This is a genomic window from Cryobacterium breve, assembly GCF_027594785.1.
Taxonomy (GTDB): Bacteria; Actinomycetota; Actinomycetes; order Actinomycetales; family Microbacteriaceae; genus Cryobacterium; species Cryobacterium breve_A.
Window position 1 is genome coordinate 1,456,957 of record NZ_CP075584.1, and the last position, 26,978, is coordinate 1,483,934.

Sequence of the window (26,978 nt, forward strand, 5' to 3'; positions counted from 1 at the left end):
GCCGCTCACGCGTGCGGGTACTGCGCCGCCGGCGGGGTGGGGCTCGTGATGCCGACGAGGCCGGCGACCCGTGTGGCGACGGCGTCCGGGTTGCTGAAGAGCTCGAAGGAGTGCACGCGCAGGTAGTGCCAGCCGAGCCGCCGCAGCACCTCTGGCCGGAGCCTCAGGGACTCGCGCAGGCTCGCCCGGTCGACGACGGCATCCGTTTCGACGACGACGGCGCGGCCGGCGTGCGAGCCGGCCAGGGCGAGCTTGCCGCGGTGGCCGAGGGTCACGGTGACGCCGAGGCGTTCGAGGCGCTGGGCGAGGTCGACGAGCATCGGCTCGGTGGCATCGGGCACCTGGGCCTCGTTGTGCCGGGCCTCGGTCTCGGTGAGCACCTGGGCGAGGGCGAGGATGCCGTGACGCTGGCGGTCCTCGTCGATGTCGGCGGGGCGGAAGCAGGAGACGATGTCCATGGCGCGGCGGGCCCGGGTCATGCCGATGGCGAGCAGGCGGTCGCCGCCGGGTTCGCCGAGGGAGCCGAAGTTGGTCAGCAGGCGTCCGTGCGGGGGTGCGGCCGTAGCCGATCGAGAAGATCACCCGGTCGCGGCTCTGCGCGACGGCCTGCTCGAGGGTGAGCACGGTGAACGGTTCGGCCCGGTCCTTGAGGATGAAGTCGGCCAGGTCGGTGCGCTTGGAGAACGCGGACAGCACGGCCTGGTGCACCCGCACGGCGTGGCGGGCGCTCGCGGTGATAACCATGAGAGATTCGCGCGGGCGCTTGACGGCGTGGTCCAGCACGAGATCGACGACCTTGGTGACCTCGGCGTCGACGCTCTCGACGGCTCCGCTGTCGGCGTCGGGCATGCCGTGGCCGCCCGCGACGTAGTTCAGGGTGAGGCTGCCGTGGCCGAGGTAGCTGCCGGCCCACGGGAGCGAGTCGATGCGGCCGCCGTAGAAACGGTGGTTGACGAGTTCGGTGAGGTCCTCGCCGCCGGCCCGGTAGCTGCGGGTCAGGGTGAGGGTGGGCAGCAGTTCGCCGAGGCGGGCGAGGGCGGAGTCCGCGTGCAGGGCGTCGACGTTGGTTTCGCGCTCTGCGCGGTCTGCGAGGCTGACGCGGCTGACGCGCGCGTTCGCGTTCGTGCCGCCGCCGGCATCCGTGATGCCGGTCTCGAACGGGGACGGCGTCTGGGTGACGGGGTCGCCGAAGGCCACGATCTGCTTGCCCCGGCGGATGGCGCCGACGTTCTCGGCGAGGGTCGTCGCGCCGGCGTCGACGAGGAGCACGGCGTCGAAGTGCTGGTCGTCGAGTTTGGAGACCTCGTACGGCGAAGCGAGCCAGACCGGAGCGAGCACGCGGCCGAGGTGCGGGGCCGCCTTGTTCAGGCGGGACGGGGTCGCCCGGTCCGCGCGCAGCAGGCGGCGGAGGCGGTCGGCCTCCTCCGGCCAGTCGACGATGCCGATCTTCCAGGTCTCGGCGAGGAGCCAGCCGAGGCGCTGCCCGGTCGTGGACGCGTGCGCCTCGTCGACGAGGCGGAAGTCGGCCTCGAGTCGGTCGAGCACCTGAGTGTTCGCGTTGAGGAGCGCCTTGTCTGCGCCGAGCATGGTCTCGAGCACGGATTGCCACCAGGCGAGCTCGAGCTCGTTGGCGACGTTCTCCTCGGAGACGTGCCGCTTCGCGAGGTCGGTCATGAGCGGGTCGAGGTTGTGCTCGCGCAGCGTCGCGAGCAGGGCGGTGCGCTCGTGCAGGTTGGCGAGCACCTCGCTCTCGGCGGCGAGGCCGGAGATCGTGTAGATGAGCTCCTTCACGGGCCGCATTGCGAGCTGCCGGTTCGTGCCGGTGTTGCGCAGTGGGATGTCGAGGGCCGCGAGGTCCTCGGAGACGCGCTGGAAGGCGACGTGTACGTCGGAGATCCCGACCGGGACCTCCGGCATGACGCCGGCGACGACGTAGCGCTGCCAGAGGGTGCGCTGCTGCTGGATGCGTCGGAGGCTGTCGTTCAGGTCGGTGACATGCACGCCCGGCCGCAGATATTCCTCGGCGAGGCGACGCAGGCGCCGGCGGCTCGTGCCGGTCATGTCTGGCGAGTCGCGGCGGGCGGAGGTCGCCGAGATGAGCTCGGTGAGCGAGCGGTCGAACACGGCCGGCTGGAACTTGTCGAGGGTGTCGCGGATGTCGAGCAGCAGCCGCAGGTACACGCCGAGTTCGGCGATGGTCTCGAAGGGCCGCAGCCGGGTCTGGCCGACGAGGCCGGCGGCGCGCTCGAGGAGGCGGGGCAGTTCGACCTGGTTGACGCGCTTGGCGAGCTGGTGGGCGGCGGATGCCTCGGCCGGCACCGCGAAGGACGCCCCGTACCAGGGTGAGTCGCCCGGACCGTAGCGGAACTGGCCGAGGGCGGCCGCCTTGATCAGCGTCTGCGCGGCGGTCGCCCGGTTCTGGGCGAGGCGTTCGAGGGCGTGCCGGTCGAGCCTGGCGGTCGTCGAGGGCGGGGAGGACAGCTGGGCGAGCCTCGCGAGTTCCCCGAGGGCGTCGAGCACGGAGACGCCGAGGGCCGGGTCGCGCCGGGTGAGGGCGCCCCGGTAGTCGAGCAGCACCTTGCGGAGGCGCACGAGGGCATCGTCGACGTCGCCGACCATCGGCTGGACGGCCTTTTCGTTGCGGGTGATCGATGCGATCAGGTCGCGGCGCAGCAGCCGCGGGGTGACGGCGACGCCCGGAAGGCCGACCTGGGTGAGGCGCTGGTTGATGCCGTCGAGGCTCGAGCGGCGGGCGCTCACGACGAGTACCCGCTTGTGCTGGGAGATCAGGGAGCCGATCGCGTTGACGATCGTCTGGGTGCCACCGGTGCCGGGGAGGGTCTTGACGACGAGGGAGTTGCCTGCCGCGATCTGCGCGACGACGTTCTCCTGTTCCGGGTCGGCGTCGAGCAGCAGCACGTCGGTCGCAGGCGGCCGGGAGTCCTGCCCGATCGGCACGACGGGGTTGTACGCGCCCTCGATGGCCTGGCGGGCGCTGGGGTTCCCCGCGATCGCGTCGAGCAGCGGATGCTCGAGGTGCGCGGCATCCGCTTTCATGGCCCGGCCGACGTCGGCGAAGGAGGAGGCGACGAGACGCGGGGTGACGTTGAACCAGGGCAGGTGCGAGGTGAGGCCGCGGAGCCGGTCGATGACGGGCTGCGGTTTGAAGGCGCCGTTGGTCACGGCGAGCGCGACGAAGGCGTCGGCGTCGAGGGTGATCTGGAACTGCTCGTGCAGGGCACGACCGAGTTCTGGGTTCAGGAACGGCTGGCCCTTGAGCTTGAGCTCGAAGTCGCGGCCGTACCGGCGGATCGCGAGCGGGCGGAGCAGCACCGGGCCGAGGAAGTCGACGTCGCCGAAACGCCATTCGGCGAGGCCGATGCCCAGGTGCACCGATTCGATGCCGCGCATGGAGCGCAGTTCGATGCCCTTCTGGGTGATCTCGCCGGCCGCGAGGCGGGCGTTGCGCAGCGCGAGTTCGTCGCGGATGAGGTTGGAGAGCAGGGTGGACTTGCCGGTGATGAACTGCGGGAGTCCGCCGGGGTGGGCCTGGCTCAGTTCGATGCGGGTGCGCGGTTCGTCGGCGAAGTGCAGCAACGGCGAGCGCCCGCCGATCTCGGCAAGTTCGGTGCGCCAACGGTTCCAGACCGGTTCGGCGATGTTTCCCGCGACGACCGAGGGGTCCCCGAGGCTCACGGTCTGCGGGGAGACCGCATTCCGCGGTTCACCCGACGGAGCATCCTGGTTCGTCGACAGGATGTCGTCGTCATCTTGTTTTCTATCGAGTCGCCACACACCGACACCCTAAGTCTTGAAAACGCCGTTCGGCGGCAGGCTCCCCGGGTTTCGCGGGGATTCGCTGGAAAAGCCGCGGATTTGTCGGGTTTGCGGTCCGGTGCTCGGGCCGGTGTATTGACCGCTGTGCTGGCTGCTCGGACCAGTGGTGATTCGAGGCCGACCGGGCTTGCGAGAATGGGGCAATGAAACTCCCCCTGGTCGAACTCCACCTGCACATCGAGGGCACCCTCGAACCAGAGCTCATCTTCGAGCTGGCCGAACGCAATGCCGTCGTTTTGCCGTGGGCGACCCTGGCGGAGCCTGCGGGCACAATACGAGTTCACCGATCTGCAATCCTTCCTCAATCTGTACTACCACAACCTCGACGTTCTGCGTCAAGCCGCCGATTTCACGGACCTGACCCGGGCCTACCTGGCCAGGGCCGCTGACGCGGGGGTGCGGCACGCCGAGATCTTCTTCGACCCGCAGGCGCACACGAGCCGCGGCATCCCGTTGCTGACCGCGCTCGGCGGGGTGGCGGATGCCCTCGGCACCTCGGTCGACTCCTTCGGCATCTCGACGAAACTGATCGTGACGTTCCTGCGCGACCGGCCGGCGGAGGAAGCGCTGCAGATCCTCCACGACATTCTCGCGAGCGGCTACACGATCGACGGTGTCGGGCTCGACTCCGCGGAGGTCGGCTACCCGCCGGAATTGTTCGAGGAGGTCTTCGCCCTCGCCGCGGCGAACGGGCTGCGCCGGGTCGCACACGCGGGAGAGGAGGGCCCGCCCGAATACGTCTGGAGCGCGCTCGACCGGCTCGGGGTCGAGCGCATCGACCACGGCATCCGCAGCCTCGAGGATCCCGCGCTCGTCGAACGGCTGGTGCGCGACCGGGTGCCGCTCACGGTCTGCCCGTTCTCGAACGTGCGGCTGCGCGCGATCGACACGCTCGCCGACCACCCCATCGTGCGGATGCTCGACCTCGGCCTGCTCGCGACGGTCAACTCCGACGACCCCGCCTATTTCGGCGGCTACATCGACGACAACCTGGCGGCACTCGACGCCGAGTTCGACCTCGGCCCTGACCGGCTCGCCGTCCTCGCCCGGAACGGGATCGAGGCGTCATTCCTCGACCCTGCCGAGAAGGCAGCCCTCGAGGCCGACGTCGACGCCTGGCGCGCCGCCCAGCCCTAGCTTGGGAGCGCAATTCCTCCGAGTGTCGTCGTTTCCGCCGAATATCGCCCGTGCACGGGCGATATTCGGCGAGAACGACGACACTCGACAGTCTGCGGCCGGCGGGAGCGGCGGCTAGAGCCAGTTGTTCTTCTTGAAGACGCGCCAGAGCACGAAGCCGCCCACGACCATCAGGCCAAGCGCCAAGGGGTAGCCGTACTCCCAGTGCAGGCTCCGGCATGTTGACGAAGTTCATGCCGTACACGGTTCCGACGAGGGTCGGCGCGAACAGGATCGCTGCCCAGCTCGAGATCTTCTTGACCTCTTCGCTCTGCGCGAGGCTCGTCTCGGAGAGCCGCCTGGTCTCGTCGTTCTGCCGCTGGGTGACGAGAGTCGAATGCACGATGAGCGCGTTGTCGAGGATCTGCCGGAAGGCCGAGCCGCGCTCGTTGATCCGGAGCACGTGGTCGAGTACGTCGTCGAGGTGGTGGTGCAGCTCGGCCTCCACGTTGTACTTCGCGAAGCCGCGCTTGAGCGCCTCGAGCATCCCGATCAGCGGCTGGGTCGCCCGCTGGAACTCGATCACCTCGCGCGACAGGTCGTAGATGCGCCGGGCGACCTCGGGGTCGCCGTCGAAGATCTCGTCCTCGATCTCGTCGATGTCGTTCTCGAGTCCGGCGATCACGGGCGCGTATTCGTCGACGAGTTGGTCGAAGATCGCGTAGAGCACCGCCTCGGGGCCCAGGGCCAGGAGCCTCGGCGTCGACTCCATCCGCGCGCGAACCTTCGCGAGGTCGGGGGATTCGGCATGGCGGATGGTCACGACGAAGTCGGGTCCGACGAAGACGTGCAGGCTCGCCGAACTCGACCCGCTCCTCGGCGTCGATATACCGGGCCGGCCGGAGCACCACGAAGAGGATGTCGTCGAACCGCTCGAGCTTGGAACGTTGATGGCCCTTCAGCGCGTCCTCGACCGACAGGTGGTGCAGCTTGAACTCCGCCGCGATCGAACGCACCTCGGTCTCTTCTGGCCGATACATGCCGATCCAGGCGAAGCCGCCGCACTCGGTCAGCGTCGAATAGGTCTCGTCCAGGGAGTCTGGCGTCGCGAGGCGTCGCCCGTCGACGTAGACCGCGTTGTCAATCAGTGTCATGGCGTGCTCCTCGCGTGCAGCTACCAGTGTCGCACTCCTCGGTGTCGTGCCAGCGGCCGGTCCCGTGGGTTTCGGAACAGGGGGCGCGGCTAGGTTGGATGCGTGATCGATCAGGGTGCTGGAGAGGTGGTCGTCCTCGTCGCGCCCCGCGGGCAGACGGATGCCTCCGACCGGGCACTCCTGGCGGCGACGGCCGCGCGGGTGCTCGGCCGCGATCCCGCGAGCGTGCGAGTCGCCCGGCACTGCCCGCACTGCGGGAGCACCGAGCACGGTGTGCCCTCCCTCGAGACAGCGGCAGCCGGGTCCGCGCCGCAAGCGGCCGTGTACCTCAGTCTCAGCCGTGCGGCCGGCCACGTCGCCGTCGCGGTGAGCTTCGCGGGGCCGGTCGGCGTCGACATCGAGAGTGTGGCATCCGTCGCCCGCTCCCCCGTGGCCGATGTCGCCCTGTCGCCTCGCGAGCGGGCGGCGGATGCCGCGGACCTCGCCGGGATCTGGTGCGCGAAGGAGGCGATCCTGAAGTCCACCGGCGACGGCCTGCGTGTCGACCCGCGCGACCTCACCCTCGCACCGCGCCGGGTACCGGGTTTCGGCCCGGCACTCGAGTCCTGGCCGGGCGCCGACGTCCCCCTGACCGGCATCCTCCTCACAAGCTTCGACCCCGGCCCCGGCCTCAACCTCGTCGGCCGCGTCGCCGTGGTGACCCGCCCCGGCACCCAGCCGGCTCTCCGGCTGCTGGAGACCCCCAGCATCAGAGTTTGGGGAGGGCGGTCCGGTAGATCCAGCGGTCGATGATGCGGCGGATCTCTCCGCTTCCGGTGTGGATCGAGACGAACTCGACAAAGGCATCCGTCGAGACGAGGCCGTGCCGGTTGGCGCGGGTCCAGGCGCGCAGGGTGTCAAAGAACACCTCGTCGCCGAGGGAGCGCCGCACGGCGTGCAGGGCGAGCGCACCGCGCTTGTAGACCCGGTCGTCGAACATGTTGTGCGGGCCGGGATCGCCGACGAGGAGATCCTGCGGCTGCGCTTCGAGGCGGCCGCGGTGGTACATCGCGCTCTGCTCGGCGGTGCGTCCGCCGGCGTGTTCGCCCCAGATCCACTCCGCGTAGCAGGCGAAGCCCTCCTGCAGCCAGATGTCGCGCCAGGCGGCGGAGGTGAGGCTGTTGCCGAACCACTGGTGCGCGAGCTCGTGGGCGATCAGGCGGTCGCTGCCGTGGTTGCCGTCGACGTGGTTGCGGCCGAACACGGCGAGGCCGTGCGCCTCGAGCGGGATCTCGAGCACGTCATCCGTCACGACGACCGAGTACCCGGGGAACGGGTACGGGCCGAAGGTCGTGCTGAACACCGAGACCATCTCGCCGAGCCTGGCGAAGTCGACGCCGACGTTGTGCGCGAGGTTGGACGGGAAGTGCAGCGTGATCGGCACCGGGGCCGGGCCGCCCGCCACAACGGGCTGCTGCGCGCTCGAACGGTACCGGCCGATCATCACCGAGGCGAGGTAGGTCGCCATCGGCTCGACGACCTCGAAGGTCCACCTGGTGTGGCCGGAGCGGGTCGACTTCGCGGTGAGCGTGCCGTTCGAGACCACGGTGTACGGCGCCTCGCAGGCTCACCGCGATCCGGTAGGTCGCCTTGTTGCTCGGGTGGTCGTTGCAGGGGAACCAGGAGGCGGCCCCGCAGGGCTGCCCCGCGACGAGCACGCCGTCGAGCAGTTCCTCCCAGCCGACCTCTCCCCAGATGCTGCGCAGCGGATGCGGCGCCCCGCGATACCGCACGGCGATCTCGAACCGTTCCCCGGCTTCCATCGTCGTCAGCGGGGTCACCACGAGCTTGCGGCCGGTGTGCACGGACTTGCGCGGCCGGGCGCCGTTGACCGTGACCCGGTCGACGCTCAGCCCGTCGAAGTCGAGGCTGAACCGGTCCAGGCGCATCGTCGCGACGAGCGTGATCGTCGCGGTCGCGCGCAGCTGGTTGGTCGCGACCCGGTAGTCCAGGTCGAGGTCGTAGTGCAGCGCCCGGTAGCCGCCGTTGCCCGCACCGATCAGGTAGGGATCGCCGGCCGTGCCGGACCCGATCGTCGTCGGCAGGTTGAGGGCGACCTTGCCGGGCGAGCCGGCGGAGCCCTTGCCTGCGGAGCCCTTTTCGGCGCCAGTCTTCCCGCCGGTCTGCGGGCTCACGGTGTCCACGGCAGTCTGCGCCACGGCGAGATCGGGTTCCCAGACCAGACCGACCCCGCCGGCACCCGTTCGCCGCGCATGACGAGCGAGGCGGGGCCGACGGTCGCACCGGCGTCGACGGATGCGGCGGGCAGGATCACGCTGTGCGGTCCGAGGGTGGCCCCCTCGGCGAGCGCGACCCGGTCGAGCTGCATGATCCGGTCGTGGAACAGGTGCGTCTGCACGACGCAGCCCCGGTTCACGGTGACCCCGTCGCCGAGCGAGACGAGGTCCGCTTCCGGCAGCCAGTACGTCTCGCACCAGACGCCGCGGCCCACCCGGGCTCCGATCGTGCGCAGCCATACCGAGAGGGCGGGGGTGCCTGCGGCCTTCGCCGCGAACCAGGGCCGGGCGACCATCTCGACGAAGGTGTCCGAGACCTCGTTGCGCCAGATGAACGACGACCAGAGCGGATGCTCGCTCACGCTGATCCGCCCGACGAGCACCCATTTGGCGAGGCTCGTCACGGCGGCGGCGGCGGCACCGGCCGCGAGGAGCACGAACCCGCCAAGAAGGATCGTCCAGCCGAGACCGAGGCCGAGCCAGAGCGCGTCGAGGGCGGCGAGGACGCCAAGTGCGACCAGACCGGTCACGATCACGGGCACGATCCGGAGCACCTCCCAGAGGGCCCTCGCCGTGCGGAGCCGGGCCGGTGGCCGGAACGTGCGCGCTTCGTCGACATCCGTCACGAGCCGCCGGAGCCGCTCCGGCGGGTTGCCGAGCCACGAGGACCCGCGCTTGGCCTTGCGCGGCGTGGACGAGAGCACGGCGACGAGTCCGTTGCGCGGCACCGTGCGGCCGGCGCCGGCCATGCCGCTGTTGCCGAGGAAGGCGCGGCGGCCGACCTTGGCCGGGCCGATGTGCATCCAGCCGCCGCCGAGTTCGTAACAGGCGACCATGGTGTCGTCGGCGAGGAACGCAGCGGGCGCGATCGTGGTGAGCGCGGGGATGAGCAGCACGGTCGACGCCTCGACGCCCGCGCCGACCTTCGCGCCGAGCAGGCGCAGCCACACCGGGGTGAGCAGGCTCGCGTAGACGGGGAAGAGCAGCGTGCGCGCGCCGTCGAGGATGCGCTCCGTCATCCAGACCTGCCAGCCGAACCGGCTGCGCACCGGGTAGTACCCCTCGCGGAGCCCGACGCCGAGCGCCCGCACGGCGAGCACGACGAGCAGCGCATAGACGAGCCCGGCGACCACGACGGCGAGCGGCATCATCAGCGCCGCCCGGCCGAGCGCGAGGCCCAGGGTGCCGGCGTCTCCGATCGCGGCGCCGATGAGGAGCGCGGCGAGGACCACGGCGACGGCGGGCATCGCGGTCATGCCGAGCGCGCCGAGGGCGTAGGCGGTCAGCCAGCGGCGGCCGCGCGGCGGGTGTTCGGCCGGCCAGGCGCCCCTGGCGGCGCCGACCCGGGTGGCTGGCGAGCCGGCCCAGCGTTCGCCCTCCGGCACGGGGCCGGACACGGCGGCGCCGGGTTCGATCACGGCGCCCTCTCCGATCACCGCTCCGCCGAGGAGGGTGCTGCGTGCGCCGATCGTGGCGCCGGCGCCGATCTTCACCCGGCCGACGCGGAGTACGTCGCCGTCGATCCAGTAGCCGGACAGGTCGCTCTCGGGTTCGATGGCGGCGCGCTCGCCGATGGACAGCATCCCGGTCACCGGCGGGAGCGCGTGCAGGTCGACGCCCGGCTCGATGCGGGCGCCGAGGGCCCTGGCGTAGTAGCTGATCCAGGGCGCTCCGGCGAGGCTCACGGCGTCGACGAGAAGGGACACCTGCTCGGCGAGCCAGAGCCGCAGGTGCACGGACCCCGCTCGCGGGTAAGCGCCCGGTTTGAGCCCGCGGAGGAGGAGCCGGGAGGCGACTACGGAGAGCGCCATCTTGCCCGGCGGAGTGACGAAGACGAGGAAGCCGGCGAGGATCCACCACCAGGACAGCGTCGGCGCGAACGTTGCGCCGCCCGCGGCGAGCAGGTTGTTCGCCGTAGCGAGGTAGACGAGCCAGCGGGCGCCGACGAGCGCGTGCAGCGGGATGCCGAGCAGGGTCTGCAGGAGCTGGCTGCGGAACGGGACCGGAAGCACGGTGCGCGCCGCGGCGACGACGGCGGGGGTGCGAGAGTCGAGTTCGTCGGCGAGCGCGCCGATGCGGGGATGGTCATAGATGTCGTTGACCCGGGTGTCCGGATAGCGTTCGCGGAGCGCGGAGACGAACTGGGCCGCCGTGAGCGAGCCACCGCCGTGAGCGAAGAAGTCGGCGTCCGGTCCTTCGACGGTGGACCCGAGGATGGCGGCCCACTTCCCGGCGAGCCAGGCCGCCGTCGGCGACAGCAGGCCGGCATCCGTGTCGTCGCCCGTCGCCGGGAGCGGCCAGGGCAACGCGGCCTTGTCGACCTTGCCCGAGACGCGTATCGGCAGCTCGTCGACGACGGCGAGCAACGGTACGAGAGCGGCGGGCAGTTCGTCCCGCAGTCGCGTGGTCGCCTGGACTCGGTCGAAGGCGGATGCCCCGTCGACGAGGGCGAGGTAGCCGACGAGCACCTGGTTCCCGGCCGGCGTGCGCTGCACGACCGCGGCGGCCCCGGCGACGCCCGGCAGGGTGCGCAGGGCGGCCTCGATCTCGCCGAGCTCGATGCGACGGCCGCCGAGCTTGATCTGGTCGTCTGCCCGGCCGGCGAAGACCAGGCCGGCCTCCTCGAAGCGCACGAGGTCGCCGCTGCGGTAGGCGCGCGGCCAGCCGAGTCCGGCGTGCGGCGCGTACTTCTCGGCGTCCTTCGCGGGGTCGAGGTAGCGGGCGAGGCCCACTCCCCCGATGATGAGTTCCCCGGTCTCGCCCTCGGCGACGCGGGCGCCCGTGGAGTCGACGACGGCAAGGTCCCAGCCGTCGAGGGGCAGGCCGATCCGGACCGGCGCGCTGCCGTCGAGCAGCGCGGCGCAGGCGACGACGGTCGCCTCCGTCGGCCCGTAGGTGTTCCAGACCTCGCGGCCGCGGGCCTGGAGCCGGGCGGCGAGTTCGGGAGGGCAGGCCTCGCCGCCGAAGATGAGCAGGCGCACCCGTTCGAGGGCTTCCTCTGGCCAGAGCGCCGCGAGGGTCGGCACCGTCGAGACGATGGTGATGCCGTGCGCGATCAGCCACGGGCCAAGGTCGACGCCGCTGCGCACGAGGGAGCGCGGAGCGGAGACGAGGCAGGCGCCGCCCCGCCAGGCCAGCCACATCTCCTCGCAGGAGGCGTCGAAGGCGACGGACAGGCCGGCGAGCACCCGGTCGGCGGGGCCGATCGGGTCGGCTCGGAGGAACAGCCCGGCCTCGGCGTCGACGAACGCCGCCGCCGAGCGGTGCGAGACGGCGACGCCCTTCGGCACCCCCGTCGACCCGGAGGTGAAGATGACCCAGGCGTCGTCGCTCCCGCGGGGCAGGGTGCGGTGGGTGTGCGCGAGGGTCAGGTCTTCCTCGGGCGGCAGCATCCGCTGCTTGAGCATGACGTCATCCACCGCCGGCCGGAACTCGAAGACGCCGCCGCGGCCGATCACGCCGACGACGCGGGCCTCGCTGAAGACCAGGTGCGCGCGTTCCTCTGGATCGTCGGCGTCGACAGGGACATACGCTGCTCCCACCCGCAGGGTCGCAAGGATGGACACGTAGAGTTCGCGGGTTCCGGAGGGGATGCGGATCCCGACGGTGTCCCCGCGGCGCACGCCGGCCTGGCTGAGGGCGAGGGCCTGCTCGTCGACGAGATGCCGGAGCCTGGCGGTAGCTGACCGTGCCGGAGTGGTCCTCGAGAGCGAGGGCGTTCGGGTGCCTGGCCTCGGTGGCGAAGAGGATGTCGATGAGGGTGCGGGGCTCCGTGGTGCGCGATCCGGCCTCGAGCACAGCCTGGGCTGCGCCCTGCGGAACGGGGGTCTCGGTCACGCTCGCTCCTCGGATCGGGACGCGGTGCTCGGCACCGCACGACGATTCCCCAGTGTAGAACAGGCGTGTGACGCCGGGGTGTCAGCCAGCACCTCGGTCAGAGGGCGTCCCCGGCGGATGCCGGCCGGCCGAGCAGGGGACCGAGCGCGTCAAGCTCTTCGCCGCCGGCCATCAAGCCGGTGAGCGCGTCGAGCGTGATCCCGTCGCGCGCGAACTCGCCGAGGCTCGTGCCGTGACGGAGCACGAGGAACCGGTCCCCGACGGCCCAGGCGTGGTGCGGGTTGTGCGTGATGAACACGATGCCGAGGCCGCGGTCGCGGGCCCGCGCGATGTACCGGAGCACGAGGCCGGCCTGGGTGACGCCGAGGGCGGACGTCGGTTCGTCGAGGATGACGAGTTCCGCGCCGAAGTGCACGGCCCGGGCGATCGCGACGGCCTGGCGTTCCCCGCCGGAGAGGGTGCCGATCGGCTGGTCGACGTCGCGGAGGGTGATGCCCAGGGTTACGAGGCTGTCCCGGGTGGTCGCCCGCATCGCGGCGACGGCAAGGCGGCGGAACGGACCATGGCCGACCGTCTCTTCTGCGCCGAGGAAGAAGTTGCGCCAGACCGGGAGCAGCGGCACGAGGGCCAGGTCCTGGTATACCGTCGCGATGCCGCGGGAGAGCGCGTCCCGGGGACTCGCGAAGTGCTGCTCGATGCCATGGGCAAGGAGCGTGCCTTCGGTGTGCCCGTGCGCCCCGGCGAGGACCTTGATCAGCGTGGACTTGCCCGCCCCGTTGTCGCCGAGCACGCAGAGCACCTCGCCGGCGCCGATCGAGGCCGTCACCCCGCTCAGCGCGCGCACCGAACCGTAGCTCTTGCCGAGGCCGCGCACCTCGAGAAGGGGCGTCCGGGCATCCGCCGCGCCCAGGGGCTCCGCCGCGGTCATGAGCGGTCACCGGCCTGGCGGCGCACCCCGAGGTTGACGAGCACCGCGAGCAGCAGCATGCCGCCGAGGAAGGCCTTGAGCCAGTTGCTGTCCCACTGGGCGAAGACGATGCCCTGGAGCGCCATGCCGTAGATGAGGGCGCCGAGGGCGGCGCCGATCGCGGAGCCGAACCCGCCCGTGAGCAGGCAGCCGCCGACGACGGCGCAGATGATGTAGACGAATTCCTGGCCGATGCCCGTCGTCGCCTGCACGGTGGACACGTCGAAGAGCTGGAGCATGCCAACGAGCCAGGCTGCGCCCGCCGTGGTGAGGAAGAGCCCGAACTTCACCCGGCGCACGGGCACGCCGACCTGGCGGGAGCTCGCGGCCTGGCCGCCGACCGCGAAGACCCAGTTGCCGAAACGGGTGCGCAGCAGCACCCAGGTCGCGAGCGCGGTCAGCAGGATCCACCAGACGATCGAGATCTTGACGTCCATGCCGAACAGCGGGAACGAGGAGCCGAAGAGCACCCGGGCCTGGTCGAAGCCGGTGACCGCTCCGAGGCCCTGGATCGCGACGGTTCCGGTGAGCAGTTTGGTCACGGCGAGGTTGAGGCCCTGCAGGATGAAGAAGGTCGCGAGGGTCACGATGAAACTCGGCAGGGCGGTCGAGGTGACGAGCCACGCGTTGAACGCACCGACGAGGAGGGCCGCGGCGAGCGCGAGCACGAGGGCGAGCCACACGTTCAGGCCCCACTGCGTCGTCGCGATGCCGACGATCAGGCCGGTCGTTCCGGTCATCGCGCCTGCGGACAGGTCGAACTCTCCGCCGATCATCAGGAGGGCGACGGCGACGGCCATGATCCCGAACAGCGACGACGAGTACAGCCAGGTTGCAACGCCGGCCGGGGTCAGGAAAGCGGATGTCGAGATCGAGAAGTACAGGAAGATCCCGAACGCGGCGACAAGTGCCCCGACCTCGGGGCGGCGAAGCAGCCCGGTCATCGCGTTCCGTGGGCCGCGTAGGTGGCGACCTGCGCCGCGTTTTCCTTCGTCACGAACCCGGGGCCGGAGAACACCGGCTGGCCGCCGCCGACGACGTCACCGTTGCGTTTCTGCAGGGTGAGGAACACCACCGGAAGGTAGCCCTGGGAGTATGGCTGCTGGTCGACCGCGAACAGGATCGAGCCGGCCTCGATGAGCGTCGTCACGTCTTTGGACACGTCGAAGGTCGCGAGCTGCGCATGGCTGCCGGCGTCGGTGATGGCCTGGCTCGCGGCGACGGCGATGCCCGGGTTCAGGCTGAGCACACCGTCGATCGTCGGGTCGGCCAGGAGCGTGCTCTTGATCGTGTTCTGGGCGTCCGCGAGGTTGGCGATGTCGACCTGCACGTTGGCGACCGGGCTGCCGAGGCCGTCGGCGGCTCCCCGGCACCGGTCTTCGAGGCCCGTGTTTCCGGCCTCGTGGATCACGCAGATCACCTTGGTGGCCCCCGCCTTGGCGAGCCGCTTCCCCGCGGCCTGTCCCGCGGCATACTCGCTCTGGCCCACGTGGGTCTGCGCACCGAAGGCGAGGGACTCTTCGAGTCCCGAGTTGATCGTGATCACCGGGATACCGGCCGCGACGGCCTTCTCGATGGACGCCTTGACCCCGTCGGGGTTCGCCATCGAAACGATCAGGCCGTCCGGATGCGTCGCGACGGCCGAGTCGATCAGCTGGCTCTGCCGCACCGGGTCGCCGTCGCCCTGATAGGTGACGGTCGCGCCGAGGTCTTTCCCTGCCTGCTCCGCGCCGCTCTTGACGACGTCCCAGAACGCGTCTCCGGGGTTTCCGTGGGTGACCATCGCGATGGTGGTCTTCCCGGCGGATGCCGCGTCGGAGCCGGTCGCGCTACTCCCGTTCGCCGAGCATCCGGTGAGGGTGAGCGGAAGCAGGACCAGGGCCGCGAGCCCGGCGAGCAGGCTGGTTTTGTGCAACATCGGTGGTTCGTCCTTCGGGGCCGGTCTTCAGCCAGCTGCCGGAGTCCGGCGAACGGGCGGGACGCCGCTGAGGATGACCCTCCTGAATCTTAGGCTGCAGCGCTGCGTGGCGAGTCCGGAGGGGACGCACTACAGGCCGGCGATGGACGGCAGCCGCCCGGAACGGACGGCCTCGGCGAATGTCTGATAGTCGCGGTCGTTCTGATCCGCGTAGCGCAGCGAGAAATCGGTGATGGCCGTGTCGAATTCGTCTCTCTTCCCGAGGTAGGCGGCGATGGCGACCGGGTCACCCGAGCGTGCGTGCGCGCGAGCGAGCGTCCAGCCGCACAGTCCGGCATAGAGGGTCATGCCGTACGGCACCATGTTCTCCACAACGACGGAGCCCTTCATGTCGCGCAGCTGACGCCAGTACAGGAAGCGGTTCTGCTGCACCCCTTTCGTCCAGCCCAGGTAGATGTCACTCGCGGCCTGCATCATCCGTTGTCCCTGCACGACGCGCTCGCCGGGTTGTTCGTAGCGGCTCGTGTCGAGATGATCTTCGAGCACAGAGGCCCTGGCCTCCTTGACCTGGAGGAAGAGTGGATCCTGTTGGTCACGCCCCTGGAGCAGCGCTATGTAGGCACGTGTGCCGACGCTCCCGACGCCGACGACCTTGCGGGCAACGTCGACGAGTTCAAAACGTTCGAGCAGCGCGCGGCGGTCGTCCTGGAGATTGGCGCGGTAGGAACGGAACGCCGTCCGCACCGATTCCTCGATCTCGTCGGGCGTCAGTCCCGTTGTCGTGGTCAGCTCCCGGACGGGGATGACGATCGGCGGCTGGCTGATGATGCGGTACTCCCCGTCGACGAACTCTGCGAGTTTCGACAGCGCCTGCAAGCTGTCGCGGGTGCGGGCCTTGTCGGCGATCGCCCTCGTCCTCTTCTCGGCGTTCACCGCCGCCGTTCGCTCCGTCTTGTCTCCGCTCTTCCTGCCCGCGGCGACCTGGAGGGTCGCCATCACGGTCTCCTCGGTCATGCGCGCGTACCAGACGTCCATCGTGCGCATTTTCGCGAATTCCGCCATCGCCTCGCGGTACGCGCGCACCGAAGCGAGCGTCACGTCGTGGACCTGGGACGTCGTGAACCTGTTGTTGCGGGCCGCGATCGTGAAACTCGCGCACATCCGCTGCACGTCGTATTCGAACGGGCCGGGCAGGGTTTCGTCGAAGTCGTTCAGGTCGAAGAGCAGGGCGCGCTCCGGAGAGGCGAAGAGGCCGAAATTGGACAGGTGGGCGTCGCCGCAGAGCTGGACGATCAACCCGGACCTGGGGGTGTCCTTGAGATCGGCGGCCATGATCCTGGCCGCGCCCCGGTAGAACGTGAATGGAGAGACAAGCATCCGGCCGTGCCGAACCGGCACCAGATCCTGGTCCCTGGTGAGATTCTGTTCCTCGAGCAGCGCGACCGGGTCTGGCCGGTCCGCGGCCGGCGACCAACCCGAGTGACTGGCGCGGGGAGTCTGCTGCCGCGCCTGCTTGCCCCTGGCCTTGCGCTCCTCGACGGTCGCATGTTCGACGACGTTGTCGAGCGCGGCCCTGTCCTCATACACGGCTGACGACTTCTCTGTCGTTACTCAGTCGTTTTCTGCCCGTGCCGTCTAGCCCAGCGCCCTGGCCTTGAGCCGCTCGTACTCGGACTGGGTGATGATGCCGGTGTCCAGTAACTTCTTCGCATCCGCGATCTCCGTGGACGGCGACGAACCCGCGACGGTCTTGATGTACTGGTCGGTCGCGCCGCGATACTGCTGCCGACGTTGCTCCTGGCGCTGGGACATCCCGGAACCCCGCGCAATCAGGTAGACGAGCGCGGTGAGGAAGGGCAGGAAGACCAGGAAGATCATCCAGATCGCCTTGACCCAGCCGCTGACCTCATGGTCGCTGAACAGGTCTCCGATGATGGTCACGAGCACCATGAGGTAGGCCAGAAAGACGAAGGACCAGAAGAAGAACCCCACCAGGTTCCAGAAATTGTCCATGCGCCGTCACTCCTTCGGATCCACGGACACCCGTGCGATGCCCTCGTCGCTGACAAACTAGTGCCCTTCCTGGGTTTCAGGAATGGGCTTGGTCACGGCGATTGCTGCGCCTCGCGGGTCTTCCCCTGGCGCCTCGCGACGGTCTCGTTCGGAATGTTCCTGGAGAACAGCAGGGATCCGAGCGCGAAGAGGATCAGCGCGAAAAAGGACACCCTCAGGGACGACACCTGCGATTCGCTGTAGATCGTGGTCAACGCGGCACTGTCTGTGCTCGACAGTCCGGCGTCCGTCGCGATACCGGCCACACTCGAGACGGGCACGATGGCGATTCCGGCCTCGGTCTGCGTGCTGACTGCGGATTTCACGGCGTCGGGGAGGCTGCTGCTCTCCACGGAGCCGAGGAACGAGGACGAGAGCGACGCGATCAGCACGGACCCGATCAGCGCGGTGCCGAGCGAGGAGCCGAGATTCTGGAAGACGCCCTGGAGTCCGCCGACCTCGCTCGTCTTCTCCTCGCCGACACTGGACATGTTCACGTTTCCGAGTTGCGAGGCGAGAAGGCCGAGTGCAGCCCCCGCCGTGAACATCCCGATGCCGAATACGACGCTCTTCAGGTCCAGCGAGACCGACCCGAGCAGGCAGGCGGCGCTTCCGACGAGGACGACCTGCCCCACGCGCACGATTCGGCGCGGTGACCACAGCGTCGACAACCGGGTGCCGACGACGGAGAAGAGGATGAGCGCGATCGACAGCGGAAAGATCTTCAGCCCGGTCTCCAGGGCGTTGAGGCCCAGGGTCATTTGCAGGTAGATCGGAATCATGAAGAACACCCCGGCGGTGAACGCGTACTGCGCGCCCAACACGGAGAGCCCGGATCGGAGCCTGCGTGATCGAGAACAGCCCGATATCGAGGAGCGGCGCCCTGCCCGTCTCGGCCAGTCGCCGTTGGCGGCCGGAGAACAGCACGAGCAGGAATGCACCCAGCAGGATCAGGTAGGGCACGAGGGACAGGCCCAGGGGCTCGATCGGATTCCCGTTGATCTCGGGGGCTTGCTTCGGGAGGATCCACCCCCAGGTCTTGCTCTGCAACATCCCGTAGACCACGAGCACGAGGCCCGCAGCAGAGAGCAGAACGCTCGGGACGTCGATCCTGCTACTGCTCGGCCTGCTGTTGTCGGCGATGAGGCGTGCCGTGAGGACGACGCCGATCATGATCACGACTTCGGACACGAAGACGTACCGCCAGTTCAGGTAGGTCGTGACGTAGCCTCCGATCAGGGGGCCGGCGGCGACGGCGGCCCCGGACACGGCGCCGATGATCGCGTACGCGGTCACGCGGTCGCTGCCCCGGTAGTTCTCCGCGACGAGAGCGGCGATGGCCGGGATCACCAGCACGGCGCCGAGCCCTTCGATGACCGACCAGCCGAGGAAGAGCACCACGAAATTCGGGCTCAGTGCCGTCAACAGCGAACCGCAGGAGTAGACGATCGCGCCGATCACGAACGCGCGCCGCCGGCCCCAGACATCACCGAGCTTTGCGCCGAGCAGCATGACCGCCGCCATCGTGAGGGTGTAGAACGTGATCGCGCTCTGCATGGCGGCGACCGTGGTGTCCAGGTCCGTGACAACGGTCGAGATCGACACGTTCATGACGGTGCTGTCGAGCACCATGACGAACTGCGCACTTCCGAGGACCGCGACCGCCGTCCACTTGTTCATCGAGTCACCCGCAATCCGACGCGAACGTCGCTGACCCCCGCATCCGTTGCTGTCCGGCACCCCCCATTCGAGGTGAGTATGACATCGCCCCGAACCGCGCGAAAGAGGAAGGGCCGGTCGCCTCCTCGACCGGTGGCGGGCGAGGCCGCTCAGCCCGGCAGGTGGATGGCTGTGAGGACCGCGGCCAGCAGGCGGATTCGTTCCCAGAGCGAGGCGACGATGATGTGCTCGCTGCGGGCATGCGCACCGCGCCCCGCGGGGTCCGGAAACCGTCGACAACGCCCAGGGCGGATGCGCCGAGCAGGTTGGTGTCTGCGGCGCCGGCCGCCGGGGCTGCGCCGAGGGGGGAACGGCCCGGACGGGTGTCGCCGAGCCGGGAGTCGCAGCCGGAGATCAACGCCGACAGGCTCCTGGTCGGCGACCCTGGACTTCCAGGCCGGGCGGTAGGACAGACGGGTGATGGCCACCTCCGCTCGCGGGCGGATCGGCACCAGCGCCTCGATCTCGTCGAGGACTTCGCCTTCGATGTCCGGATCGGAGAAGCGGAAGCCGAGCACGGCCACGGCGTTGTCCGCCACGACGTTGGCCAGGCCGGGTGCTGTGATGGATCCGAGGTTGTAGAGCACCCGGGCGCCCGGGCGTGCACCGGCGCGGGTCGTCGCGCGGGCGGCGATGTCCCGCACCCGCAGCAGCTGGTCGATGATCTCCTCGGTCGCGGAGACACCCTTCTCCGGGTCGAGGGCGGCGTGGGCGGGAACACCGGACACGGCGAGCGCCAGGCGGGTGCTGCCGAGGCGCCCGACCTTGAGGTCACCGTTGGGATGCGGAGACTCGAAGCCGATGGCCGCCGAACAGCCTTCGGCCGTGGCCAGGAGCAGCGCGCCCGAGGTCGGGGAGCCGATTTCCTCGTCTGCCGTGACGATGATCCGCACCGGCACGTGGTCCACTGCGCCGGTCGCGGCCCGCGCACGGAGCAACTCGAGGGCCTCTTCCATGACCACGAGGCCGGATTTCATGTCGTAGACCCCCGGACCGGTGATGCGGGTGCCGTCGGCGGTCCACGGTACGTCGCCGGCGAGGGTGCCGGCCGGCCACACCGTGTCGGAGTGCCCGATCAGGAGAACGGGGGCGGCGCCGACGCCGCTGCCGCGCCCGGGGAAGTCCGCCACCAGGTGGGCGCCTCCGGGTGTCGGGTGCAGGACGACCGTGCCGCCGAGTTCCGTATAGCGGGTCGCGAGGGCATCGGTGAACGCCGTGATGGCCGCGCTCGCCCCGGTCGGCGTTTCGCGCAGCACGTAGTCCTCGAGGGTCGCCAGGGCACGCACGCGTGCGGATGCGTCGGGGATGACGGGTCCAGTGGTTGTGATGACGGCATCTCCTCAGGCGGTGGCAGGCTCGGAACAGGTAGAAGATATGTTACCTATCCTTCGACCAGTTCGTGGATTTGCTTGAGAGTTGCGAAACGAATACGACACATAAGTTGTTTATGATTGTCAGATTGGTTCTGGAACATCGTGTTCCGAAAAGACCAGGACAGGGAAACGACACAACATGGGTGACCTGAAACTCACGGTGGAATCCACCCGGTCACGCGCCGTGTTCGGCCACGCCAGCGAGCTATATACCCGGGTGTTCGGTTATACCGCAGCCGATCACAGCCTGAACCCGAAGCTGCTCTCGGCAATCGTGGGCAACGGCGGTGCGGCCGTTGCCGCGCGGGACGGCGCCGGCGAGCTCGTCGGTTTCGCCTACGGCTTCGTGGGTTTCGAATCCGGGGCTCCCTACCTGTACTCGCAGGCCGCGTTCATCGACCCCGCCTGGCAGGGCAAGGGAGTGGGCCGCCTGCTCAAGCAGGAACAGGCCTTCATCGCGAGATCAGAGGGACTCACCTCGATGCGCTGGGCGTTCGACCCGACCCTTGCCCGCAATGCCCACTTCAACCTCGACGTGCTCGGCGCCCGCGGAGTGCGCTTCGCCGCGAACTACTACGACGAGCCGTTCTCCGACCGCCTGATCGTCGACTGGTCGCTGGCGTCCGCCGCTATCGGGTCTGCCACCCGGCCCCGCGCCGCGGCGTCGATCCCCCGAGCTTCCCCGTCGTGGATCCCACCGCACTGGGAACGACGCTGCCCCGGCACTGGGGTCGGCCGGTGGGCGACGGCGACGTCATCCACGTGCCGATCCCGTCCGACACTCCCGCGAAGACACTCGCTCCCGCGATCGTCCAGGCGTTGCGCGCGGCCGTGGCGGAAACCTTCACCGACCTCTTCGAGCGCGGCTACGTCGCCGAATCCTGCGTCCGGGTGGACGGCACGAGCGCCGCATACGTGTTCGTCGCGGCCGGGACCCAGGAGGCTGCGCCGCGCATCCACCAGGCAGCTCGATGACCGAGGCGAACGCGGCGAATGAGACCCTCGCGAGCCCGGAGGACCGGTACGCAGCGCGGCTGCAGAAACGGTCCTCGTCGTCGGTCCTGCGCGCGCGAATCGTGGAGAGCGAGAAGAAGAACCTGGCCGAGACGTTCGCGCACCTCGGGGAAGACGATGCCCTCGTGCGCGCACCGGCCCGGATCGTGGCCGCTCGCAGGCGGTATGTGCTCGGCGCGGGCAAGTCCTTCGCCTACGCGACCCTGTTCGCCTGGGACCTCTCGGCCGGACTCTCACAGGTGCTTCTCATCGACGAAGCCGCCGTCCGCTCGATCGACGTCCTCAGCGACGTGCGCCCGACCGATGTGCTCGTGGTGTTCTCGTTCCGCAGGTACCAGCGGCAGAGTGTGCTCGTCGCCGAACGGTTCGCCGCGGCCGGCGGCACCGTGATCGCCGTCACGGACTCCCCCGATGCGCCCGTCGCGGCCTTCGCCACCGAAACCGTGACGGTGCCGACCAGCAGCGCCTCGTCCGCCGACTCCCCCACGGCGGTGGCCGCCGTCATCCACCTGGTGAGTACCTTGAGTATTGCCAGTGCCAAGGGAGCGCGGCGCCGGTTTGCCGAGCGGGAGCATCTGAACCAGATCCTGAACAGTTACGTGGAGTGAACAATGGAACGCAGCATCGAAGGAGCACGATGAAGGTAGTGGGCGTTTCCCTGTTTGTCACCCGGTTGCCGTTGGTGCACGGTTTCGAGACCAGTTCTCACCGCAAGAGCCACCTCGACCACATCGTGGTGCGTCTGACCGAAGAATCCGGCGCGGTCGGCTGGGGCGAGATCGCATCGGCGAGCGACCCCTTCTACTCCTCGGAGACCGTGGACACGGCCCTGCTCGTCGCGAAGAAGTACATCGTCCCCGCGATCATCGGGCACGAGTGGGAGACGCCGGCCGAGCTGGCGACGACGTGGGCACGCATCCGCGGCCACGAGTTCGCCAAGGCCGGCTTCGACATGGCCGCGTGGAGCCTGTACTCCGGCGCGCGCGACGAACCGCTGTCTGTGGCACTGGGCGGCACCCGCGCCGAGGTCGCCGCGGGGGTCTCCCTCGGCATCGAATCGTCCATCGACGCCCTGCTCGCCGAGGTCAGCCGCCATGTCGACGCCGGCTACCGCCGGGTGAAACTCAAGATCAAGCCGGGCTGGGACATCGGTCCCGTTCGGGCGGTACGCGCCGCCTTCCCGAAGCAGGACGTCCATGTGGACGCGAACGGGATCTACGCGGATACCGACGAAACCACGGCCCTGATGCGCGGTCTCGACGAATTCGGCCTCAGCATGATCGAACAGCCGTACGCACCCCGCAATTTCGTCGCCCATGCCACGCTCCAGGCCACCCTGGAGACCCCGATCTGCCTCGACGAGGGAGTCGTGGACCTCGACGACATCGGCACGATGATCGCCCTCGGCGCCGGCCGGATCCTGAACATCAAGGTGTCACGGATGGGCGGTCTCACCGTTGCCCGCGCTGCACACGATCTTGCGAGGGATGCGGGCATCCCGGTGTGGTGCGGCGGCATGCACGAGTTCGGCATCGGGCGTGCGGCCAACGTCGCCCTGTCGTCGCTGCCCAACTTCAGCTACCCGTCGGATGTGTCGGCGTCGGAGAAGTATTACGCGAAGGACATCATCGACCCCCGGTCACCGCACTCGACGGCATGGTGACCGTTCCCACCGGGCCGGGCCTCGGCTACGCGGTGCTGCCCGACTGGATTTCCGAGAACACGATCAGCCACGAGCACTATGGAGTAGAACGATGAGCACAGCAGACACGAATCCCGTTGCGACGAACGCGGACGCCTCGCCCACAGACGGGGCGGACCCCCGCGTGCTGTTCATGCTGGATGACCCGACCCAGACCGGAACGGATGCCTCCGCGCTCGCGGCCTCGGTCCGTCGGGCCGACCCGTCCGATCCGCAGATCTCGGTGCTCGACCTCGCGGTGACCCGGGGCGACGGCATCTTCGAAACGCTCGACGCCATCGACGGTTTCGGCCAGGCCCTCGAGCCGCACCTGGCCCGTCTGTCCAATTCGGCCAGGTTGCTCGACCTGCCGGCTCCGTGCCTCGACCTCTACCGCGAGGGCATTCGCCAGGGAATCGCAGCGTCGACCCACCCGCGCCTGTCGGTCAAGCTCGTGCTCACCCGCGGTATCGAGGGCGCCGGCCGGTGCACGGGCTGGGTCTTCGTCGACCCGGAACCCGACTTCACCGAGGCGCGCACCCACGGCCTGAAGGTGGTCACCCTCGACCGCGGTTACCGCCACGATGTCGCCCAGACGTCCCCATGGCTGCTGCAGGGAGCGAAGACCCTCTCCTACGCGGTGAATAAGTCGGTCTACCGTGAGGCGGAGCGCCGGGGAGCCGACGACGTGATCTTCATCAGCAGCGACGGGTTCGTCCTGGAAGGGCCGACGTCGACAGCCGTGCTGCAGTTCGGCAGGCACCTCGTCACGCCGTCGACCGACCAGGGCATCCTGGCCGGCACGGCACAGGCCGCCTTCTTTGAGTACGCGGATGCGAACGGGCTGACCACCGAGTACCGCACCGTCACTCCCGACGAACTGCATGCCGCAGACTCCGTCTGGCTCGCCTCGAGCGTGCGGCAGATCGTGCCGATCGTCGAGATCGACGGGGTCGCCCGCGGCTTCGACGCCGAGCTCCACACCGCGGCGCTGGACTACCTGGTCACTCGCCGCAGCTGAGGCCTTGCTGTACGACCCCAGGCCTCGCGGCCCCGTGCGTCACGGGGCCGTGGGGATCGCGAGGGCCGCCACGATGTCCTCCGCCCGCGCCCAGTACGCCGCGTAGTGCTCGGGGTCGGCGTTGACCTGGACCGCGTGGGCAAGCAGTGTCGGCTCCATCTCCTTCCAGCCGGCGACCTTCGTCAGCTTGGTGAAGAAATTCTGCGCAGAGACGTAGGGGTCCATCCGGTCGGCCAGTGTTCCCCAGGCGCCGTTGTCGCGCTGCTGGAACAGCCCGCGGCTGTCGGCACCTGCCGCGTCGCCGTGGTCGAGCACCCGCAAACCCGACTCGCCCAGGGCCGTCATCACGCCGACGGTCTGGGTGTGCGTCCCGATCCCGAGATCCCGCCCGGCATTCATGATGTGCGCGGCATTGACCAGGCGGTCCTGGCAATAGCCGGCAACAGGCCCGGCGGGCACGGTGATCGCGCCGACGACGACGGGGTCGGCGGTCGGACAGGTGACCGCGGTTCCGGGGACGGCGCCGATCCCCAGGCCCACGAGGTTCCAGCCGGTGAAGCCGATAACGGCGCAGAGTGCCACGGCCATACCGATGATCGCGATCCGGCGCGTTCGTCTGCCGTCCTGCCGCTCCAGCTGGGGCACGACGACTCCCTTCGCGAGCATCATTCGACGGTCCGTCGACGAGGTACTGGTGTCGACGAGGTACCGGTGTCGACGAGGTACCGGTGTCGACGAGGTACCCAGTGGGGTACCTCACGACGTTAGCCAGTGAATCTATGCGCCAGCCCTGAGCCCGCCCGTCTGGCCCATATATCCCATCTGTGCAGTCTGTGCAGTCTGTGCAGTCTGGCCCACCTGGCCCGTACTCTGGTCGACCAGCCAGTCGAGCAGGAGGCCGCTGGCTCGATCGTGACCACCGTCCACGCCATGTTGGAGGTCATGCCAGAGCCTGCGGTGCGCTGCCGGCGATGCCGCGGTCGGCGATGAATCCCGTCAGGGGGCAGGCATCGATGACGAAGGGATGCGGGGATCCCCAGCGGGTGAATTGCCAGTGATACGCGAGCGCGCCGAGCTCGGTGTACAGTCGGCCGGCCCGGTCAGGACGATGGAATCCCTCGGGAAGCCCGAAACCTGCCGCCCAGGACGGCACGTCCGCGGCCGGCATCGGGCGTGCGAAGTAGTAGCCCTGACCGAGTGAAGCTCCGAGCACGGATGCCGCCTCGGCGAGGCCGGCATTCTCGATCCCCTCCAGAACAACGGTCGCACCCATGTCTCGACCCATCTGGGACAGGGTCGCAATGAGGCTGAGCGCCTCGACCGGTTTCGTGGCGACGCCGGCGAGCAGTCCGCGGTCGATCTTGATCGAGTCGAACGGCAGCTGGGCGAGCCGTTTCAGGCTGCTGTGGCCCGACCCGAGGTCATCGAGGGCGAGCCCGACGCCGAGGCCGGTGAGCTCCTCGAGCACCGCGCGCGAGGCCGCCGCATCCAGCTCCTGCGTCTCGAGCAGTTCGAGGCTGAGCCGGTTCGGGGCCAGACCATACCGACGCAGTGCCTTCGCGACCCATCGGGTGCACAGGGGGTGCAGCAGTGTCGACGGGGCCAGGTTCACCGAGACATCGAGGGCCAGTCCGTCCTGCTCCCACCGGGCGACCCAGCCGAGGGCCTCGTTGAGACCGATCCGGAAGAGCTCGTCGAGGTCGCTGCCGCCGAGTTGCGGCACGAAGCTGTCCGGCGGAACGACGGTGCCATCGGCGAGGGTCAGCCGGGCGAGGGCTTCGACGCGACGAGGGGTCCCGTCGACCAGGCCGATGATCGGCTGCATGTACATCGACAGTCCCCCGGCGAACAGGCGTTCCCGGAGTTCGCGGGATCTCTCCCCGCGGCGGAAATCCGTCGCGGCCATCGTCGTGTCCCAGTCGACAACCGGTTCTGTGGGAGCGAGTCGCCACCATGCGTCCGGACGCGAAGAATCCGAGCCGGGTTCCGGGAGCGCCTGGCTCGCCAGCCGGAGGACGTGTGTCCCGGAACTCCGGGCGGGAAACGGCGTGATCCCCATGGTCATCCCGAGCATCACGGACTCGCCGTCGACCGGGAACGGGGTCTCGACGGCTTCGTGCAGGCGCTCGAGCCGGGCGGCCAGCTCAGGCGATGCGTCGTCGCAGAGGCCCTCGAGGACGACAACGAACTGGTCGCCGCTGAAGCTCGCGAGGTAGTCACCCTCCCGGAGCCGGCCCTTCAGGCGGCGGGCGAATTCCGCGAGCACGTCATCGGCTCCGGAGAATCCGAAAGAATGCCGGACCCCTCGGACATGGTCCAGGGCGATCAGCCCGAGCCCGGCGCGGTCAGTGCGGCCGGTCGGAGCGGCATCCGTTGATCGACGTTGCAGGTACGACTCGAAGCCGAAACGGTTCGGCAGGCCGGTGACGGCGTCGTGGCCGGCTTGGAAGTCCAGCTTCTCCTGGAGGGTGATCCTGGTATTGATATCGCGCTGCACGCTGACATAGTGCGTGATCTCGCCGGCGGGGTCCCGGAGCGGCACGATACTCAGACCGTTCCAGAACGGCGAGCCATCCTTGCGATAGTTGAGAATGTCGCCGTCGAACCCTTCACCGGCCTCGAGTGCGCGCCGGATCGACCCCCGGACGTCGGCGCTGGACCCGGGTCCCTGCAGAAGCCGACAGTTGGTCCCGAGGATCTCGTCCTCGGTGTACCCGGTGATCGCGGTGAAAGCCGCGCTGACGTGCAGGATGTTCTGCGCCACGTCGGTGATCAGGGAGACGGTGGACGTCGCGGCGAAGGCCCGGGCGAGCAGCTCAGGCTCCGGCGCCGGGCACCGCGCTGTTCCCGACCGGTTCGGATCGGTTCGGAAAGATCGGACTGACCATGCGATTCATACATCCCCCGAGCGCAAGCGCCGCCAGACCCCGGAAACGGACGGACGCGATCTCACTCTAGACCGGGAGAGGATCCGCGGCATCGGGACGAACCGCGGGTCTCGTCGCGGCGGCCC

The 26,978-nt window shown here is 69.4% G+C and carries 17 protein-coding genes and 6 pseudogenes; 8 read left to right on the plus strand and 15 right to left on the minus strand.

What is annotated here, in order from left to right; all coding sequences use genetic code 11:
• Positions 1 to 5 precede the first annotated feature (5 nt).
• Positions 6 to 3,795 (minus strand): annotated as a pseudogene (locus KIV56_RS07090) (AAA family ATPase).
• A gap of 185 nt (positions 3,796 to 3,980) precedes the next feature.
• On the opposite strand from KIV56_RS07090, the pseudogene KIV56_RS07095 reads away from it, so the two are divergent.
• Positions 3,981 to 4,974 (plus strand): annotated as a pseudogene (locus KIV56_RS07095) (adenosine deaminase).
• Positions 4,975 to 5,088: 114 nt separating this feature from the next.
• Here the strand turns inward: KIV56_RS07095 and KIV56_RS07100 are convergent.
• Positions 5,089 to 6,107, minus strand: a pseudogene (locus KIV56_RS07100) (magnesium and cobalt transport protein CorA).
• Positions 6,108 to 6,209: 102 nt separating this feature from the next.
• Between KIV56_RS07100 and KIV56_RS07105 the strand changes: the two are divergent.
• Positions 6,210 to 6,899, plus strand: coding sequence for a 4'-phosphopantetheinyl transferase family protein (locus KIV56_RS07105; protein WP_281535695.1), 690 nt, complete (start codon positions 6,210 to 6,212; stop codon positions 6,897 to 6,899).
• On the opposite strand, the gene KIV56_RS07110 is transcribed toward KIV56_RS07105, so the two are convergent.
• The 10 genes and pseudogenes from KIV56_RS07110 to KIV56_RS07155 form a co-directional block, all read right to left on the minus strand.
• Positions 6,856 to 7,449 carry a M1 family aminopeptidase gene (locus KIV56_RS07110; protein WP_281535696.1) on the minus strand — a complete coding sequence of 198 codons (594 nt, stop codon included), beginning with the start codon at positions 7,447 to 7,449 and terminating at the stop codon, positions 6,856 to 6,858. The two genes, KIV56_RS07105 and KIV56_RS07110, sit on opposite strands and share 44 nt — an antisense overlap.
• The gene (locus tag KIV56_RS07115; protein WP_281535697.1) at positions 7,388 to 8,305 is read right to left on the minus strand and encodes a hypothetical protein; all 918 of its coding nucleotides are present in this window, start codon (positions 8,303 to 8,305) and stop codon (positions 7,388 to 7,390) included. Before KIV56_RS07115 ends, KIV56_RS07110 begins: the two co-directional genes overlap by 62 nt.
• Positions 8,278 to 12,235, minus strand: a pseudogene (locus tag KIV56_RS07120) (Pls/PosA family non-ribosomal peptide synthetase). Before KIV56_RS07120 ends, KIV56_RS07115 begins: the two are co-directional and overlap by 28 nt.
• Before the next feature lie 82 nt (positions 12,236 to 12,317).
• A complete protein-coding gene (locus KIV56_RS07125; protein WP_281535698.1) occupies positions 12,318 to 13,148 on the minus strand; it encodes an ATP-binding cassette domain-containing protein in 831 nt (276 codons plus the stop codon).
• Entirely contained in the window at positions 13,145 to 14,131 is a 987-nt protein-coding gene (locus tag KIV56_RS07130) for an ABC transporter permease (protein WP_281535699.1), read from the minus strand. The genes KIV56_RS07125 and KIV56_RS07130 overlap by 4 nt, the downstream gene beginning before the upstream one ends.
• Positions 14,128 to 15,105: a sugar ABC transporter substrate-binding protein gene (locus KIV56_RS07135; RefSeq protein ID WP_281535700.1), complete on the minus strand. Its 978-nt coding sequence runs from the start codon at positions 15,103 to 15,105 to the stop codon at positions 14,128 to 14,130. The genes KIV56_RS07130 and KIV56_RS07135 overlap by 4 nt, the downstream gene beginning before the upstream one ends.
• Positions 15,106 to 15,234: 129 nt before the next feature.
• Positions 15,235 to 16,692, minus strand: a complete 1,458-nt coding sequence (locus tag KIV56_RS07140) for a DUF2252 domain-containing protein (protein WP_281535701.1) — start codon at positions 16,690 to 16,692, stop codon at positions 15,235 to 15,237.
• Positions 16,693 to 16,740: 48 nt separating this feature from the next.
• Entirely contained in the window at positions 16,741 to 17,118 is a 378-nt protein-coding gene (locus KIV56_RS07145) for an SHOCT domain-containing protein (protein WP_281535702.1), read from the minus strand.
• A gap of 92 nt (positions 17,119 to 17,210) precedes the next feature.
• On the minus strand, positions 17,211 to 17,981 hold the full coding sequence (locus tag KIV56_RS07150; protein WP_281535703.1) for an MFS transporter: 771 nt from the start codon (positions 17,979 to 17,981) through the stop codon (positions 17,211 to 17,213).
• A 265-nt stretch (positions 17,982 to 18,246) separates the two neighbouring features.
• Positions 18,247 to 18,768 (minus strand): annotated as a pseudogene (locus tag KIV56_RS07155) (MFS transporter); the annotation flags it as partial.
• Here KIV56_RS07155 and KIV56_RS07160 point away from each other — a divergent pair.
• The gene (locus tag KIV56_RS07160; protein WP_281535704.1) at positions 18,698 to 18,871 is read left to right on the plus strand and encodes a hypothetical protein; all 174 of its coding nucleotides are present in this window, start codon (positions 18,698 to 18,700) and stop codon (positions 18,869 to 18,871) included. The pseudogene KIV56_RS07155 and the gene KIV56_RS07160 sit on opposite strands and share 71 nt — an antisense overlap.
• Before the next feature lie 115 nt (positions 18,872 to 18,986).
• On the opposite strand, the gene KIV56_RS07165 is transcribed toward KIV56_RS07160, so the two are convergent.
• Positions 18,987 to 20,162: a M20/M25/M40 family metallo-hydrolase gene (locus tag KIV56_RS07165; protein ID WP_281535705.1), complete on the minus strand. Its 1,176-nt coding sequence runs from the start codon at positions 20,160 to 20,162 to the stop codon at positions 18,987 to 18,989.
• 226 nt (positions 20,163 to 20,388) lie between these two features.
• Here KIV56_RS07165 and KIV56_RS20290 point away from each other — a divergent pair.
• The 5 genes and pseudogenes from KIV56_RS20290 to KIV56_RS07185 form a co-directional block, all read left to right on the plus strand.
• Positions 20,389 to 20,742 (plus strand): annotated as a pseudogene (locus KIV56_RS20290) (GNAT family N-acetyltransferase); the annotation flags it as partial.
• A 194-nt stretch (positions 20,743 to 20,936) separates the two neighbouring features.
• On the plus strand, positions 20,937 to 21,224 hold the full coding sequence (locus tag KIV56_RS07170; protein ID WP_281535706.1) for a hypothetical protein: 288 nt from the start codon (positions 20,937 to 20,939) through the stop codon (positions 21,222 to 21,224).
• Entirely contained in the window at positions 21,221 to 21,871 is a 651-nt protein-coding gene (locus KIV56_RS07175) for a MurR/RpiR family transcriptional regulator (protein ID WP_281535707.1), read from the plus strand. The genes KIV56_RS07170 and KIV56_RS07175 overlap by 4 nt, the downstream gene beginning before the upstream one ends.
• A 29-nt stretch (positions 21,872 to 21,900) precedes the next feature.
• Positions 21,901 to 22,926 carry an o-succinylbenzoate synthase gene (gene menC, locus KIV56_RS07180; RefSeq protein ID WP_281535708.1) on the plus strand — a complete coding sequence of 342 codons (1,026 nt, stop codon included), beginning with the start codon at positions 21,901 to 21,903 and terminating at the stop codon, positions 22,924 to 22,926.
• 91 nt (positions 22,927 to 23,017) lie between these two features.
• Positions 23,018 to 23,965, plus strand: coding sequence for an aminodeoxychorismate lyase (locus tag KIV56_RS07185; RefSeq protein WP_281535709.1), 948 nt, complete (start codon positions 23,018 to 23,020; stop codon positions 23,963 to 23,965).
• Positions 23,966 to 24,004: 39 nt separating this feature from the next.
• Here the strand turns inward: KIV56_RS07185 and KIV56_RS07190 are convergent, their stop codons facing one another.
• Positions 24,005 to 24,634, minus strand: a complete 630-nt coding sequence (locus KIV56_RS07190; RefSeq protein WP_281535710.1) for a hypothetical protein — start codon at positions 24,632 to 24,634, stop codon at positions 24,005 to 24,007.
• A gap of 271 nt (positions 24,635 to 24,905) precedes the next feature.
• Entirely contained in the window at positions 24,906 to 26,858 is a 1,953-nt protein-coding gene (locus KIV56_RS07195; protein ID WP_348648549.1) for an EAL domain-containing protein, read from the minus strand.
• Between the last annotated feature and the right edge of the window lie 120 nt (positions 26,859 to 26,978).

Excerpts from the sequence above, each read along its gene's own strand:
- KIV56_RS07130 (WP_281535699.1), bottom strand. The coding sequence starts at position 14,131 with ATGACCGGGCTGCTTCGCCGCCCCGAGGTCGGGGCACTTGTCGCCGCG.
- KIV56_RS07175 (WP_281535707.1), top strand. The coding sequence starts at position 21,221 with ATGACCGAGGCGAACGCGGCGAATGAGACCCTCGCGAGCCCGGAGGAC.
- KIV56_RS07145 (WP_281535702.1), bottom strand. The coding sequence starts at position 17,118 with ATGGACAATTTCTGGAACCTGGTGGGGTTCTTCTTCTGGTCCTTCGTC.
- KIV56_RS07190 (WP_281535710.1), bottom strand. The coding sequence starts at position 24,634 with ATGATGCTCGCGAAGGGAGTCGTCGTGCCCCAGCTGGAGCGGCAGGAC.
- KIV56_RS07185 (WP_281535709.1), top strand. The coding sequence starts at position 23,018 with ATGAGCACAGCAGACACGAATCCCGTTGCGACGAACGCGGACGCCTCG.
- menC (WP_281535708.1), top strand. The coding sequence starts at position 21,901 with ATGAAGGTAGTGGGCGTTTCCCTGTTTGTCACCCGGTTGCCGTTGGTG.
- KIV56_RS07125 (WP_281535698.1), bottom strand. The coding sequence starts at position 13,148 with ATGACCGCGGCGGAGCCCCTGGGCGCGGCGGATGCCCGGACGCCCCTT.
- KIV56_RS07135 (WP_281535700.1), bottom strand. The coding sequence starts at position 15,105 with ATGTTGCACAAAACCAGCCTGCTCGCCGGGCTCGCGGCCCTGGTCCTG.